This window comes from Coraliomargarita parva (assembly GCF_027257905.1).
Lineage (GTDB): Bacteria > Verrucomicrobiota > Verrucomicrobiia > Opitutales > Coraliomargaritaceae > Coraliomargarita_A > Coraliomargarita_A parva.
On the sequence record NZ_JAPZEI010000002.1, the window covers coordinates 534,498 to 549,619 of the forward strand.

A 15,122-nucleotide genomic window follows, 5' to 3' on the forward strand; every position below is an offset into this window, starting at 1 on the left:
AGTCAGCAGCACACAGATAAACTTAAGTTCGCACAATTCACATCATTTCAAAAAAGCGTAAAAAGTAGAAGGGCCTACGTGGTTTTCTGGGCGAATTTACTAATAAAAAGGGCTAGGTGGCGAAAATGGGGTCAAACGCGACCTTCGACAATCTACTTCGATAGGCTCAGTAGAGCTCAGGTCCGGCTATATAGATCAGGCTTTGTTGACCGGATTGCTGACATCGTTCGGATTTTCCTATTCATCCGGCTTCGTTCAAGGCTTCAGTGGCCCGTCATATGTAGCCGAACTGCTTACAATTTGGATGTGCTGAGATCACTGAATGATTCCTACAGCTGCGTGCTGTTTTTAACCGCAGAGTTCGACGAAGACGCGGAGCTTTGAGGAAGTCGAAGTTAACGCGATCACAAACTCAGCGCTGGCAACTACTCGCATGTCATCTTTTAGCCCCTTCGCTTGGCTTGTAAAAGTGGTAAGCGACGGGCTTCCTCTTGAAGATATAGAAGGATAGGATGCTGAGCCCAGCACATGGGCGCGATTCAACTCAAATAAGTAGTTGGCGTCAACGGGGCAGGGGAGTGCTTCAATGTTTAAGTTCGACGTTTGCCCCCTTTTAGCTCATTGCTTCGGCATGACCGCCGGCGAGGCGTGCCTACCGAGCCGGGATTTCTTTTTGCGATCGGTCGGATCAGGCCGGTCTTCTTATACGATCGGCACAGTGCCTGGTAGGCGGTGCAGCCCCAGAATTGGTGGCCTATCAAGTGGCGCATCGTAGAGAGGCGTGGCAGATCAGCTTTTTTAGCTTCCTATTGAGGGGGCTCTGTGGGATTTTTTTCGGATGAAGCCTTTGAACCCCATGGATTGGCCTAAGCTGTTGCGGCCGGGCCGCCGGGTGTTCATTGGGGGCGGGGCGGCGATGCCCTTGGCTCTGGTGCGTTCGATGCTGTCGTATGCGCATCAATTCAAAGATATCGAACTGGTGCACATCCACAGCTTGCACGAGTCGCCGTGGATCGCTCCGGAATATGAGTCGATGCTGCGGACCAACTCTTTCTTTCTGACGCCGGATGTCAGCGAAGCAGTCAGCCGGGGGCAGGCGGACTATACGCCTTGTCCGATGTCGATGGTGCCCCGGCTTTTTCGTGAAGGACCGCTGCAGGTCGATGTGGCTCTGGTGGAAGTCAGCCCGCCCGATACGGCGGGGGATTGCTCGCTGGGTGTCAGTGTGGATGTGGTGCGGGCGGCCGTGACGACGGCCCGCTTGGTCATTGCCCAGGTAAACCCGCAAATGCCGCGCACGGGAGGGGATAGCCGCATCCCGGCGTCGAAGATCGATTATTTCCTGGAGCAGGACATGCCCTTGCCCGAAACGAAACCGCTTTCCATCGACCGTCGGCACGAATTACTCGCGCGCTATGCCGCCCAGCTCATTGAAGATGGCTCCACCTTGCAAGTGGGCCTGGGGAACAGTCCGCAGGCCGTCCTGCGAGCGCTGCACAAGCACCGACACCTCGGCATTCATACCGGCATGTTTACCAATGCGTTTATGGATTTGATCCGTCAGGGCGTGGTGGATAACTCACAAAAATCCTATAAGCCGGGTAAATCGATCGCCAGCCATGTGCTCGGTAGCCGCGAGTTGTATCGCTTTGTGCATGAGAATCCGGACGTGGAGCTGTACCCCAGCGACCGGGTCAATGCCCCCGAGCGAATTGCCCGCAATGACCGCATGGTGGCCATCAATGGGGCGCGGATGGTCGATTTGACCGGGCAGGTGGTGCGGGATTCCAGTGGGCACCATTTTTATGGCGGTGTCGGCTCCCTGCAGGATTTTGCCCGGGGGGCGGGGGCCAGCAAAGACGGCAAGCCGATGGTCGTCTTGACCTCCCGCTCGGACGCGGACGGCTCGGCGCGGATCGTGGCCGACCTTGGCCCCGGGAGTGGCGTTTGCACGGGGCGAAGCGATATCCACTATGTCGTGACGGAATATGGGGTCGCCAGTCTGTTTGGACGCAGTATCCGCGAACGCGTGGCACGCCTGGTGGAGATCGCCCATCCGGACGACCGGGAAGCGCTCTTACGCGGTGCATGGAACCGGGGCTGGGTGCCCAAGTTTTTCACCATGCCGGGTGGCGCACGTGACGAGGTGGAATCCAAGATGATTGATTTCAAAGTGGGGCGCTTTCAGCTGCGTCCCCTGCATCCCAGCGATATGACCGTGCTGCAGGATTTCTTTTATTCGCACGATGAGGAAACCGTGCGCATGCGCTACGGCCATCATCGGGAAGCGATGAGCGGGGAGTCTGCCTACAAACTGGCTGCGGTGGAGGCGGGTAAAGATCTCGCACTGGGCATCTTCGATCGAAATGGGGAGCTGCGCGCCATCGGTCGTTTTTATCTGGATAAGGGTGGGGAGACCGCAGAAGTGGCTTTTGTCGTGCATGAAGCGACCCGCCGGGCAGGAATGGCCAACGTCCTTTTGGGCGAATTGGCGGTCGTGGCCGCCGAACGCGGGGTGAAGACCTTTTGGGCGAGCGTGCTGCAGCAAAACCGTCCGATGGCGGCTTTGTTTGAGCAAGCGGGCGGTCGCAGCAACGATCCCATTGCCGGAGACGAACGGCATTACGACATTCCGGTCGCAAGGGTGTTGAGCCGGTATCTGAAATTCCAGGATCAGAAGAAATCACACAAAGAGGACATTCCAACCCTTGGGCTGCATTACAGTGATCAGTATGAGCGGCACGATACGGGCGCGGGGCACCCCGAGTCGGCCGCGCGCTATCGAGCGCTGCGCAAAGCATTGGCCGAACTGCCGCCGGAAATCCCACGTCTGCCCGGCCGCCGAGCGAGAACATCGGAGGTGTTGTTGGCCCACGAAGCCTATTATCAGGATCTGGTTTATCGTGACGTCGAAAGTTTTGCCGATGTGCTCCGAACGGGGGACACCGCCATTTGCATCGACAGCTATGATGTCGCCCTGGAGGCGACTGGGGCGGTCTTACATGCGGTGGATGCCGTGATGCAACAGGAGGTGAAACGGGTCTTCTGTGCGGTGCGCCCACCCGGGCACCATGCCACCGCCGACCGCGGGATGGGGTTTTGTATTTTCAACCATGTCGCCATCGCTGCCAATTACCTGAGGAAGCACTACCCGCTGAAGCGGATCGCGATCGTCGACTGGGACGTCCATTTCGGCAATGGCACCGAAGCGATTTTTGCCCAGGATCCCGATACCTTTTATCTGTCGCTGCACGAGGCGGGGAACTATGCCGGCGACAATGAGGCGCAGAGCCAGGACCCAAGGTCGGTCGCGACGCTCAACATTGCCTTGCCCGAAGGATCCGGTGAAACGGAAGCCCTGGCCGCCTGGGACAGCCAGGCAGGACCGGCGTTGGATGCGTTTCGCCCGGAATTCGTGCTGATCTCTGCCGGTTTCGACGCCCGGAAGGGCGATCCACTCGGCGGCTTGAATTGGGAGGACGCCACCTTCGCCCAACTCACCCAGCGCCTCGTCGCACTGGCCGAGAAACATGCCTCCGGTCGCATCGTCTCCGTCCTGGAAGGCGGCTACAATCCGCCCGGCCTAGTGTCCGCCGCCCTGGTCCATGTGCGGGCGATGTGAGAACTCTGCTCTGGTTTTTATGTTGCCTGACGTGAAGCTCGTCGAACGTTGCGTTTGAACAGTTTTAAGCCTTCCGGGCATCGTCAGAGGGTGGGGGATTCTATTTTATACGTTTGCCCCTTTTAGCCCTCTTGGGAGCTTGACCTATTATATGATTCTGGCATTTCATTTAGATGCCTTGGGACGCAATGTCCTACTGGTCATCCGCTAGACAGTCAGCGGCGAGTAATTCGCAACTGATGATGAGTTAAGCGATCTGGGTGCGTAATGCATCCCCGGTCCTCACTAAATTCTTCATCAATAATTGCGAATAGCTATGCCATCACGAAAGACATCAATTAAACGCGGCACCCGCCAAGTCCTTAAAAATTCAGCATATGAGCATGAGGTTGCAGCTTGGCTCATGCACGACGGATGGGAGGTCTACGAGCCGAAATTGGACAACGGACACTGCACGGATCTTCTGATCTCCGATGGACCCAATTTCTATCGGATCCAGATCAAAACCGTTGGGGCTCGGGACGAAGCACACAGGCTCAAGAATAGCTGGAAGGAGAGTCGTGTGAATTGGGTGGTTGCCTTCGCCCGCAATTCAAATTGGGGCTACATCTTTCCAGCTTTCACTGTTAAGGAACGCCGTCTCAACTTTGATGGACATCAACGTTTCGAGCAGACGAAAAAAGCCTTTCTGAAGGCCTTCCATCTATTGGGCCAATGATCTATCTATATCTTTTGCATTTGACCTCTTTTAGGCCTCCAGGCGATGAGCGTCTGAACTTTTAGCCGCAAAGAAGCGCAAAAATCGCAGAGTGGGTGGCGTTGGACCGCTTTTGCGTGCTCTGTGCATTTTTGCGGCCACCTCAGCTACGTCAGTGAGGAGAGAGTGGAGCCATGATATTTAAATTCTACCTTTGACCTCTTGGGGCCCACTTCAGTTTTACCTCTGCTTGCTAAGTCAACGGGTTGTGGGCGAACGCAAAGGCTTCGACGGGGCGGCCGTGGATCAAGTGTTCTTGGATGATTTGCTCGAGCACCTCCGGGGTGCAGGAGTGATACCAGGTTCCTTCAGGATACACCACCGCGATCGGACCGCGTGTGCAGACTTGGAGGCAGTTTGCCTTTGAGCGATAGACGAGTGCTTCCGGCCCTGTGAGGTTTAATTCCTTCAAGCGTTGCTTCAAATAGTTCCACGAATCAAGGCTTTGGGCTGTTGCGCAACATTTAGGCTTCGTCGGATCGGCGCACAAAAAGATATGACGCTTGTATTTGGTTATACCGAGCGCAGCCGCGTTTTTGTTGAGTTCGTCCGTCATGTCCGAGGAAGCATTGATAGTCTCATCATTCCGGTAGATACCTTCCGTAGTCAAGAAGTGACGCCGAGTTCAAGATGGTAAAGTGCAGTTTCTCTCTGCGCCCTCCGCGCACTCTGCGGTTAATCTCGATCATGATGAACGGCCGAACATTTTGCGTTTGCCCCATTCTGCACCCTCGACACAAAGGTCGCTCAGTATGCTTACACTTCTTATTTCAGCGCTTGTCGCGGCCGCATTGGCTGGCACCTTGATCACTTCGCACACCAGCACGGGTGCGGCGATCTTCTGGAGCATTTTTGCGTTTGTCGGCACGTTCTTCCTCGTAGGATTCTTGGTTCGGAAAAAGATGACCAAAGTCCAAGGCGAACTTCAGAAAAGTATGCAAGCCGCTCAGGGGCGCATGCAGCGGAAGGTGCAGATGTTTCAGAACAAGCCGGGCGGCAACATTAAGCAGATGCAACGCCAGCTCGAAATGGATCAACAAGCCATGCTCAAGGAGGGGCTCGCGTTCACCGAGCGGCTCGAACCCTTTCGGAAGTGGTCTTTGATGACAGGGCGCCAGATCGCCACTATGCGCTTTCAGTTTTACTATCAGCTCAAGGAGTTTAAACAGGTGGACGAGATCCTGGCCACTTGCGGTTTTCTGAGGGGCCCGATGATGATCGACCCCCTGACGGCGGCCATGCGAATGGCGCGCTGTTATCAGAAAGATGACTTGGCGGGCGCTGAAAAGATCTACAAGCGCCGGATTCGGTGGGCTTGGGGCGATCGAGGGACTTTGCTCTACGGCTTGATGTCGTGGATTTACGTTCAGGTGGGCCAAGTGGATGAAGCCCGTCAGGTTCTTCTGAAGGCCAAAGAGAAAACAGGAAACGATCTCTTCCAAAAGAACTGGGAGCACCTATCCAATGATCGAGTCAAAAGTTTCTCGAATGCCGGGCTGGGGGATCAATGGTATGCCCTCTATCTGGAGAATCCGCCTGCACCGAAGCAGCAGCGGATGCGCGGCAATGCACGCAATCCGCGCGGATTCTAGCTCGCCTCCCAGGGGATCAGAGCGTTCCGTGGCGTGCGGGCAGAGCTAAAAGAAGGGGATTTCCGGAGGTTCTGTTGAGTCGACATTTAAATTCTACGTTTGACCCCTTCCTTTTGCCGAAAATGGGATTTCGAGCCGAAGAGAATGTCTAGTATGCGAGGTCCTCTAGATGATCCTCTGATTTTATTGTACGGCGAAGACGATTACGTTAAAAAAGAAACTCGAGTAAATGCTGTTCTAGAAGACCTATAGGAAATTGTAAACTGTCCGTAATATTGTCTTAATCGCCAAGCCTTGAAAAGGGGCAAACGCGAATGGCGCTAACTTAAGGAGCACAAACGAGTAAAAAACTCGACATAAAAAGCTTACGAAAGAGGCGTGAGCTTTTATTGTTTTCGGATGCGAAACCTTGAACAATACCTACCCGGGATGAACCATTTCTTTGTGTCGAACCGGGGCCACCTTCTCGGGTGATCCACTGGAGTCGGATCCGGTTGACGGTGTTATCTGTCGTGTGGTGTCGGCCACCGATTTGAAAGCAACCGATCCGGCTATCGTCGTGGAAGAAATCACGCCGGTACTCTCAGACGGCTTACCGGTGCTCGGCCATTACGACGACGTCTCAGGCGCCGACTGGGAATGCCGCAGCTTCCGTATGTCGCTTCCTCTCGGCACCTACGAGCGCGGCTTCATCTGGGTCGAAGTCGACGAAGAGTAGGCGAGGGAAAGGTGAACCCTGGGCGGGGAGTGCTCGGTCAAATCTTTATATTTTGCGGTTGGCCCTTTTTGGGCCCCGCAAAGCTTAGGCAATAACTTGCGTAGAATAGGTTTTGTTTTTCGGGGCATTCCTTCGAGGATATTCCGTCATGCCTCGACTTATTCGTTTTCTCGTCACACTCGGCTTTGTTTTCATTGCTTTGTTTCCCCGTCTTTTGTTGGCCCGTCCGCTGACGCTCTCACTTTCGCCGGTGCTTGACCACAATGTTCTGAATGATCCCGCCGAGCTTGTCCTCCTCCGGAATGCGATTCTTGCCGAGCTGAGCGAAACTTACGAATGCGTGGTTCTAACCCGAAGCAACGGAATTCCCTTATTCGAGGAGCAGCGCCGCTTGGCCCTGGCTTCGCTCGACCCGCAGACCTTCCCGTATCCTCCGGCAGCGGATTTTTTACTGATTCCGGAGTTGAGTAAAAAATCGGGAACGGTGGTATTGGGGATTAACTATACTGCGATAACCGGGCGCAAGAACAGTAAAGTGCTTCGCCACGAACTGACTTTCGGCTCCGTCTCCGAACTAATTGAAACCGCCGCGGATCGCACGGTCCGGGAACTGGAAGATTTGCTCTCGCTTCAGAAACGGCCGGTGGCGTCGACCATCCCGCAAATGCTGGAGGGAAAGGAGTGGGCGGTCCTGCCTTGGCTGGATCTGGGCCGGGATGATGGAATTGCGACGGATTCTTCGGAAAGGCTTACCGACTTAAGTGCGGAGTTATTGGCCAGGGAACTGCCGAAGGCGAAGATGCTCAGTGAAGCAAATGTCGAAGAAGCTTCGTTATCTTACTATGCTGGAGCGACGGAACAAGTGGCGGCTGCCGTCGGCCATGAGCTTGGTGTCGATTATCTTTTGACCGGTAACGTGACGACTGCTTCCAGTGAGCTTTGGTTGAATCTTTTTATCGTGCGCGCTCAGGATGCATTGGTTTTGGCGGCCCGGGAGATTCGAGCCAAGGATATGGAAGAAGCGGTGGATACTCTGGAATTTGCCATTCCGGCAATGTTGCAATCGATCCCCTCGATTCCGGTGCTGGAAGAATCTCCAGCGGCGAAAAACCTGGAAGAAGCGCGTATCCTCTGGGAATTGGCCAGACGCTTGGGCAAAGAATTATGGGCGCGAAACCAGGCTTTGGATCTGATATTGGCGGCCCGCATGGTCGCGCAGGATACTTATGGCGAATTGGGAGCGCTCCATTAAGTACCTGATTTGCTTTACCTGCATCCGAATTGTTTGAAATACCATCGGGATTGGCAGACGATCGCGATGCCGCAAGTGCAAAAGGATTTTAACGATTACGTCGTCGAATTACTTCGGTATACGATGCCTTCCCCGAGACAGGATGCCGAGAAGGAAATCATTGCGGATGCTTTGTTCCACAATGGCGATTGGACGGAATCCCTTCAAATTTACCAGGCGCTGGCAAAGGACGGTTTGGTGGATCCGGCGGACGACTGGATTTTGGCTTCGGATTACATCTGTCTTTTGAGCTTAGGTGCGGGCCCGGGAGAAGCGGAGCGTTTTATCGAAAACCTTCCGGAATCGGTTTACCAGAATCGTTCCTACTTGCAGGCATCCAATCATTACCGGCGCATGGGTAACGAAGCGGGGGAAGTCGCAATCAGCCTACGCCGGATCCGTTCCGGGAAATGGACCACCTTTGGCGATTTTGATCATTTGGGACAGATTTTAGAGCGAAATCTTTCCCCCCGGGAATTGTTGGACACATTAAAGCAATTGGACCGCGAATTCCAGAACATGCCTGTTGTCCAGTGGCATTTGCTCAAGGCGGAACTTAAATTGGATTTGAATGAAGATGCGGCTTTGCGCGCGCAAATGCTCCTCAAGCGGAAGGCGATCGGCCAATATGGCTTCAGTAACGAAAAAGACTACCGGGCCTGGCTCCAGAAGATTGCCGGAGCGCCCAGCCCGTGGTTGAAGGCCAATGAGATCCGGGCCATTCCGGAGCATTACCATATGTATCTCCAACCGGTCGGAGAAATCGACTTGGAATTGCTGGATGCCGCGGCCGATATGGCTTCCCGCTTTTTCGGCACCCGGATTATCATCCGGCCGGCGATTCCGGAGCCCACCCAACGGGATGTCTATACGAATGATTTGAGCGGCTATGTAGGACAGACTTTGCTTCGCTATTTGGCCAGTGCGCGTAAACCGCCGGAGGATGCGATCAACCAGCTTTTTGTCGTCAACCGGCGCTTCCTCGTCTATGGGCGCGGTCAAGTTCGCGATCTTTACCGTATGGGCTTGGGGACGGTCATTTCCACGGACTTACTTCAGAGCCACATCTCGGATGAAGGAGAGCGTACCCGGCGTTTGGCTGCGATGATCATCCGCCACTTCAAATACTACGTCGAACGTTCGCAGGGAATTTCCTTCGATGACGCGCCGAATAATAAGCCCTGTGTCAATACGCAGTTCTATTTTTCGCAAGACCCGAAATTTGCTTATTGCCCGGAGTGTGTGGCGAATTACCGCAATGCGTCTTGGGACCAAATTCACGCATTCGTGCAGGCTTTACCTATGAAAATCGCGTTCCAACCGGATTATGGGTCGAGGCCGAAGATCCGGCAAAGCACGATTGACAATATTAAGAGCTACGTCGATGAAGTGCAGGCTGCGATGAAGGGGATAGAGGAGGCGGCCACTGGCCATTGACTCCTTCAGGTCAGGCAATATAAGATCAGACTTTGTGGGCCTGATTGCTGGCAACGTTAGAGTGAGGCAAAGGAGACACCAGTGCCCCCATTGCGTTTGACCCCCTTTACCCCCGCAATCCATACGGGTTCTAGAGCGCTTCCCAAGGGATTAGATCGTTCCGAAGCGTGCGGGCAGTGCTGTAAGAAGGGGACTTCTGAAGATTCTTGTCGGGGAAGGAGAAGATGACATGGGAGGAGTTGTCGAAATTTGGGTTTAGGCCCTCTAGAAGAAAAACCTTGGTTTTTCTTCTTTTACGGCGCTTCGCTGACTGTTAAGCGATAGAAGATCGAGCTTTCGCTTGTGGTCGGCAAATTAGCGACTTTCTCGTTTGTATCGCCCTCGAAGCTCAATCCACTGACTTCCTGCCAGCTATCGGGATCCGATAAGTCGGTCGTCGATTCCACGGCAAAAAGGCAGCTATCACTGTGTGGTCCGTAGTAAATCTTAAGCCCCGATCCATCTTGGCTCAGGCGAGTCGTTAAGCGTGAATTCTCATTTAAAGGGTTGGTTCCCAATAAGCGCTCCAGGCTGTTGGGCAAGTTGTCAGCATCGTTGTTCTCAGCTAGATTCAGTTTTACAGAGGGATAACCTTCCCAATTCGGCATAGTAAAGCCACTCGCATCCTCATAGAAATAAACCGTGAAGTTTGACGCAGTATAGTAGAAGGCCCGATATTCGACAGAACTGGGGGCGTTCCCCGTGAAAATAGCACTTTCGAGCTTGAAGCAGTACTGGAACGCTCGGCTTCCGATAGAAGTGACGGAGCGTGGAATGACTATACTGGTAAGCCCATTGCAGCGTTCGAATGCATAGATTCCTATCGAAGTGACGTTGCTAGAAAGCGTCACATTGGTGAGTCCCGAGCAAAGTGTGAACGCATAATTCCCAATGGATGTGACGCTGTCTGGAATTACATAAGGACCATCCATGCCTCCCGGACATTGGAGGATGGCTGTTTGAGATTTATCAAACAACACGCCGTTAATACTGGAATAAGAAGAATTGTCGGCATCGACATCAATATTCGTCAAATTTTGGCAGTTTTGAAAGGCTGCATACCCGATGCTTATGACGCTATCTGGAATTGCCACACTCGTAAGGCTGGAGCAGCTGTAGAAGGTCGAATCCCCTATGGACGTGACGGTGCTTGGGATTATGATGTTCATTAGTTTGGGGCAGTAGGAGAATGCTCCTTTATCGATGCTTATCACGCCGCTTTGGATGTTAACATTTGTGAGCTCAGAGCAGCTGGAGAATGCACTTTCTCCGATGTTTGTGACGCTGCCAGGAACCGTCACATCCGTCAGGCTGGAACAGTTGGAGAACGCTCGGAGACCGATGGAAGTGGCACCACTTTGTATTGTGAGGCTGTCCAGTTTCGAGCAGTTGTAGAACGCACGTCCCCCCATGTTTGTCAGGGTGTCCGGAATGGCAACGCTGGTGAGTTCCGGGCAGTTCTCGAACGCGGAGTCTCCGATAGATGCAACCCCGCTTGGAAGAGTCACACTGGCAAGTTTCAAGCAATCGGAGAACGCATTGTTGCCTATGGATGCAACGCTGTTTGGTATCGTCACATTGGTGAGGTTATAGCATTGCTCAAATGCAGATTCTCCGATGGATGCCACGGTGTCGGGGATAGTCACCTGGGCAAGGTGCGAACACCGTTCGAACAAGCCATTCCCAATCGATGTAAGGCTGCTTGGAATGACAGCGTCAGTGATTCCAGTGCAACCGGAGAACGCATAGTTGCCTATGGATGTGATGGTGTCAGGGAGGTTGACACTCGTGATTCCCGAGCAACCGGAGAACGCATAGTTTCCGATGGATGTGATGGTGTCAGGGAGGTTGACACTCGTGATTCCCGAGCAACCGGAGAACGCATAGTTTCCGATGGATGTGATGGTGTCAGGGAGGTTGACACTCGTAAGTCCCGAGCAACTGGAGAACACATAGTCCTCGATGGATATGACATTACTCGGGATCTCAACGCTGGAGAGACCCTTACAGAAGATGAATGCCCGCTCTTCAATGGATGTGACACTGAGTGGAATCGCATAGGAGCCATCCCTGCCTCGCGGATATCGGATAAGTGTTGTTTGGGGCTTATTAAATAAAACGCCATCCATACTGGAGTAGTCAGAATTGTTTGTATCAACATTAATGGCGATGAGTTGCGGGCAACCGTCGAACGCAGAATTCCCGATGGACGTGACGGTGCTTGGGATCTCAACACTGGTGAGGCCGGTGAAGTCGTAAAACGCGTCAGCGTCGATCGACGTGACAGGAAAGCCCTCAATTGTGTCAGGAATTATCAAGGTTAAGGTTCCCGATACCCCAGGATAAGAGTCGGTGATCGTCACTGTGTTGTCGGGGTTTACTTGATAGCTTATTAGCTTCCTGCAAGTATAGCCCAAATAATACGGTGTCGTGAATCCTGTTTTCCATCCGTAGAAATAGATGATGAATCCCGCTGCATTGTTGCGAAAGGTATTTGCATCAATACCTGAAGGAGCGTTTCCTTGGAAAATGACATTCCGGAGTTTTGAGCACTGCTCAAAGGCATAAAATCCGATAGATGTGACGCTGCTGGGGATCGTCACACTGGTGAGCTCGGCACAATATGAGAACGAGTCGTGACCGATAGATGTGACGCTGTCCGGAATGTTAATACTGGTGAGTCCGGTGCAATGTCCAAATACTGAATACCCGATTGATGTGATACTGCTTGGGATCTCGACATCGGTGAGTCCGGTGCTGGCGTAGAAAGCATAAGCGTCGATCGACGTGACGCTACCTGGGATCGCATAAGAGCCACTTCTGCCTGCCGGATAATCGATGAGTGTCGTTTGGGATTTGTCGAATAATACGCCGTCAATGCTGGAGTAGTTCGGGTTGCCTACATCCACATTAATGTCGGTCAGGCTAGAACAACCTAAAAATATGTGACTGCCAATGGCGGTGATGCTGCTTGGGATTGTCACACCAGTGAGGCTGGTGCAGCTGTAGAATGCCCGATCGCCTATTTGGTTTACGCTGCTGGGGATCGTGACATCGGTGAGGCCCGTGCAGGCAAAGAACGAATAATTGCCGATCGTTGTGATGTTACTGGGGATGCTCATACTGGTGAGCCCGGTGCAACGAGAGAACACATAATCGCCGATAGCCGTAATGCTGCCTGGGATGGTTACACTGGTAAGACCGGAGCATTCGTTGAATGCATAATCCCCGAGGGACGTGACGCTGTTTGGAAGAATTATACCAGTGAGACCGGAACAGTTTTGGAATGCCCCCTCTCCAATGGTTGTGATGTTGTTTGGTATACTGATGCTGGTGAGTGCTGTGCAGTCAGAGAACACATAATCTTCGGTGGCTGTGATGCCGGTCGGGATGGTCACACTGGTGAGCCCGTAGCATCGTTCGAAAGCACGGCTACCGATGGATGTGACGCTGCTCGGGATCGTGACACTAGCCAGTTCCGGGCAGTCGCTGAATGCGCGCTCTGCGATGGCTACGATATTACTACTTGGCATGTCGATGCTAGTGAGGCCGTAGCAGCCCTCGAAAGCGCTTATCCCAATGGATGTGACGCTGCTTGGGATGGTGATGGCTGTGAGTTCGTAGCAGTAATAGAACACGCCAGTCCCGATAGTTGTGACGCTTCCCGGAATCGTGTAAGAGCCAGTTTTGCCCGGAGGGTATTGGATGATGGTCGTTTGCGATTTATCAAATAATACGCCGTCAACACTGGAATAGTATGAATTGTTTATATCTACATCAATGCTGTTGAGGTTAGAGTATGTTGAGAACGCATAATTGCCGATGGATGTGACACTACTTGGGATGGTAATGCTTGTAAGTCCCGAGCAGCCTTCAAATGCATACTCCCCAATTGTTGTGACGCTGTCTGGGATGATCACGCTGGTTAGGTTGTAGCAGTAGGAGAGCGCATAATCTCCGATGGATGTGACTGATTTTCCGTCAATGGTTGTGGGAATGGCAATCGCACCGCCCGATCCTGTGTAGCCTGTAATCTCAACTTCGGTGTCCCCACTGATGAGTGTGTACTCGAAGTCGCCGGAGGTAAGGGCATGGGTGAGGGGTGCAACGCACACAAGCAGTGCCAGCGTGATGCAGTGCTTGAAACGGAAAACCTTGAAGGAGGATGCGCTCATTATTCTATAATTATCCTTAATGCGTTAGCTTTCTGAATGAAGCAGATTTTGCTGTCAATGCTTGCCTGTTTGTACGTTATTTGCCCCATTATAACTCTATGGGTTTGGGAAAGGCTTCGCGCCGTCGCTTTGCGAGCTATGGCGGACACGACGCCGGTCTAGAGAGTCAAAGGAGAGGTGAACCCCTTTTTTTTATGGTGTATTGCCTATGCAGCTATTCTCCGTTCTCCTTTTCAATTCGAAGGCTGCGGGCCATGGTAGAGGATGAGAGGGGAGTTCCGGATGAAGATCAACCACAAAGGTAATGACATGACCCTCTTTTGCCCACAAAGGTAATGTCATGACCCCCTTTTGCCCATTCCGAGCGCGGCTTCATATGGGTCGAAGTCGACGAAGAGTAGGCGAGGGTAAAGGGAGGCGAAAAATGGGGTTGAACTGGCCGGGAGCGGGTAGTTCTTGGTCAAGCCTTTATATTTTGCGTTTGCCCCCGTATGCCTCCCTGACGGTGTGCTGGAAGCGCGCCGAGTTGAAATAATGATTAGTTATCTTAAGCCGTAAATACGTGTTAGAGCTGAGTATCAGGTATATGTTAATCGAACATTTCTTCCAGGCGGATGGGAGAAACGTGGAGGAACTACGTATTATGACTTGTCACATTGGGGACCACCGACGAAGTTGGATATTGATCGTGCAAAAGCAAAATTTGTGAACGAACACTTGCATTAATTTTTCATTATCATGTTTAAACCTATTGCTTTGCTTTTGCTCGTATTATTGATGTGCTCATGTTCCCAAGAGCGAAAGCGGTCAATGTCTTTGGACTTACCCAGTGGAGATATGGTTCAATTGATATTGCTTGAAAATCATCTAGTTGTTCTATCGGAAGATAAGCCTATCGTTCGGATTACTGTAGCCAAAGATCGCTACTTTTTAGAAACTTTTGGTGCTGGAGTACCCTCCATCACTACGGAATATCGAAAATGGGATTTCGAGCCGAAGAGAATGTCTAGTATGCGAGGTCCTCTAGATGATCCTCTGATTTTATTGTACGGCGAAGACGGTTACGTTAAAAAAGAAACTCGAGTAAATGCTGTTCTAGAAGACCTATAGGAAATTGTAAACTGTCCGTAATATTGTCTTAATCGCCAAGCCTTGAAAAGGGGAAAACGCGAATGGCGCTAACTTAAGGAGCACAAACGAGTAAAAAACTCGACATAAAAAGCTTACGAAAGAGGCGTGAGCTTTTTATTGTTTTTGGATGCGAAACCTTGAACAATACCTACCCGGGATGAACCATTTCTTTGTGTCGAACCGGGGCCACTGAGCCGGCCCCGTAAAGTTGGACAGGTTGCTTCACCGAGGTTAAGTAAAGCAACCAATGAAAAAGAGACGAAAGTTCACATCCGAGTTCAAAAGCAAGGTAGCGCTGGAGGCGCTGCGGGAACAGCACCCGATCCACGAGATTGCGAAGCGTTATCAGATCCATCCGAC

Annotated in this window: 10 protein-coding genes; 8 read left to right on the forward strand and 2 right to left on the reverse strand. The window is 52.4% G+C overall.

What is annotated here, in order from left to right:
* The first annotated feature begins 856 nt into the window (after positions 1-856).
* Both O2597_RS04575 and O2597_RS04580 read left to right on the forward strand, forming a co-directional pair.
* Positions 857-3,622 (forward strand): GNAT family N-acetyltransferase, encoded by a 2,766-nt coding sequence (locus O2597_RS04575; protein ID WP_269523016.1) that lies wholly within the window; start codon positions 857-859, stop codon positions 3,620-3,622.
* Positions 3,623-3,938: 316 nt separating this feature from the next.
* The gene (locus O2597_RS04580) at positions 3,939-4,340 is read left to right on the forward strand and encodes a hypothetical protein (RefSeq protein WP_269523017.1); all 402 of its coding nucleotides are present in this window, start codon (positions 3,939-3,941) and stop codon (positions 4,338-4,340) included.
* Between the two features lie 232 nt (positions 4,341-4,572).
* On the opposite strand, the gene O2597_RS04585 is transcribed toward O2597_RS04580, so the two are convergent.
* Positions 4,573-4,935: a (2Fe-2S) ferredoxin domain-containing protein gene (locus tag O2597_RS04585; RefSeq protein ID WP_269523018.1), complete on the reverse strand. Its 363-nt coding sequence runs from the start codon at positions 4,933-4,935 to the stop codon at positions 4,573-4,575.
* Positions 4,936-5,017: 82 nt separating this feature from the next.
* Between O2597_RS04585 and O2597_RS04590 the strand changes: the two genes are divergently transcribed.
* From O2597_RS04590 to O2597_RS04605, 4 genes are all read left to right on the forward strand, one after another.
* Positions 5,018-5,971 (forward strand): hypothetical protein, encoded by a 954-nt coding sequence (locus O2597_RS04590; RefSeq protein ID WP_269523019.1) that lies wholly within the window; start codon positions 5,018-5,020, stop codon positions 5,969-5,971.
* 442 nt (positions 5,972-6,413) lie between these two features.
* Positions 6,414-6,689, forward strand: coding sequence for a hypothetical protein (locus O2597_RS04595; RefSeq protein ID WP_269523020.1), 276 nt, complete (start codon positions 6,414-6,416; stop codon positions 6,687-6,689).
* Positions 6,690-6,837: 148 nt separating this feature from the next.
* Complete coding sequence (locus O2597_RS04600; RefSeq protein WP_269523021.1) at positions 6,838-7,941, forward strand: hypothetical protein; 1,104 nt, start codon at positions 6,838-6,840, stop codon at positions 7,939-7,941.
* 123 nt (positions 7,942-8,064) lie between these two features.
* Positions 8,065-9,417 carry a hypothetical protein gene (locus O2597_RS04605; RefSeq protein ID WP_269523022.1) on the forward strand — a complete coding sequence of 451 codons (1,353 nt, stop codon included), beginning with the start codon at positions 8,065-8,067 and terminating at the stop codon, positions 9,415-9,417.
* A gap of 293 nt (positions 9,418-9,710) precedes the next feature.
* Here O2597_RS04605 and O2597_RS04610 read toward each other — a convergent pair whose 3' ends face one another.
* Entirely contained in the window at positions 9,711-13,631 is a 3,921-nt protein-coding gene (locus O2597_RS04610; protein ID WP_269523023.1) for a leucine-rich repeat domain-containing protein, read from the reverse strand.
* Between the two features lie 738 nt (positions 13,632-14,369).
* Between O2597_RS04610 and O2597_RS04615 the strand changes: the two genes are divergently transcribed.
* Both O2597_RS04615 and O2597_RS04620 read left to right on the forward strand, forming a co-directional pair.
* A complete protein-coding gene (locus O2597_RS04615) occupies positions 14,370-14,741 on the forward strand; it encodes a hypothetical protein (protein ID WP_269523024.1) in 372 nt (123 codons plus the stop codon).
* 268 nt (positions 14,742-15,009) lie between these two features.
* The coding region (locus tag O2597_RS04620) for a transposase (protein ID WP_269523026.1) at positions 15,010-15,122 on the forward strand (113 nt) is incomplete at its 3' end.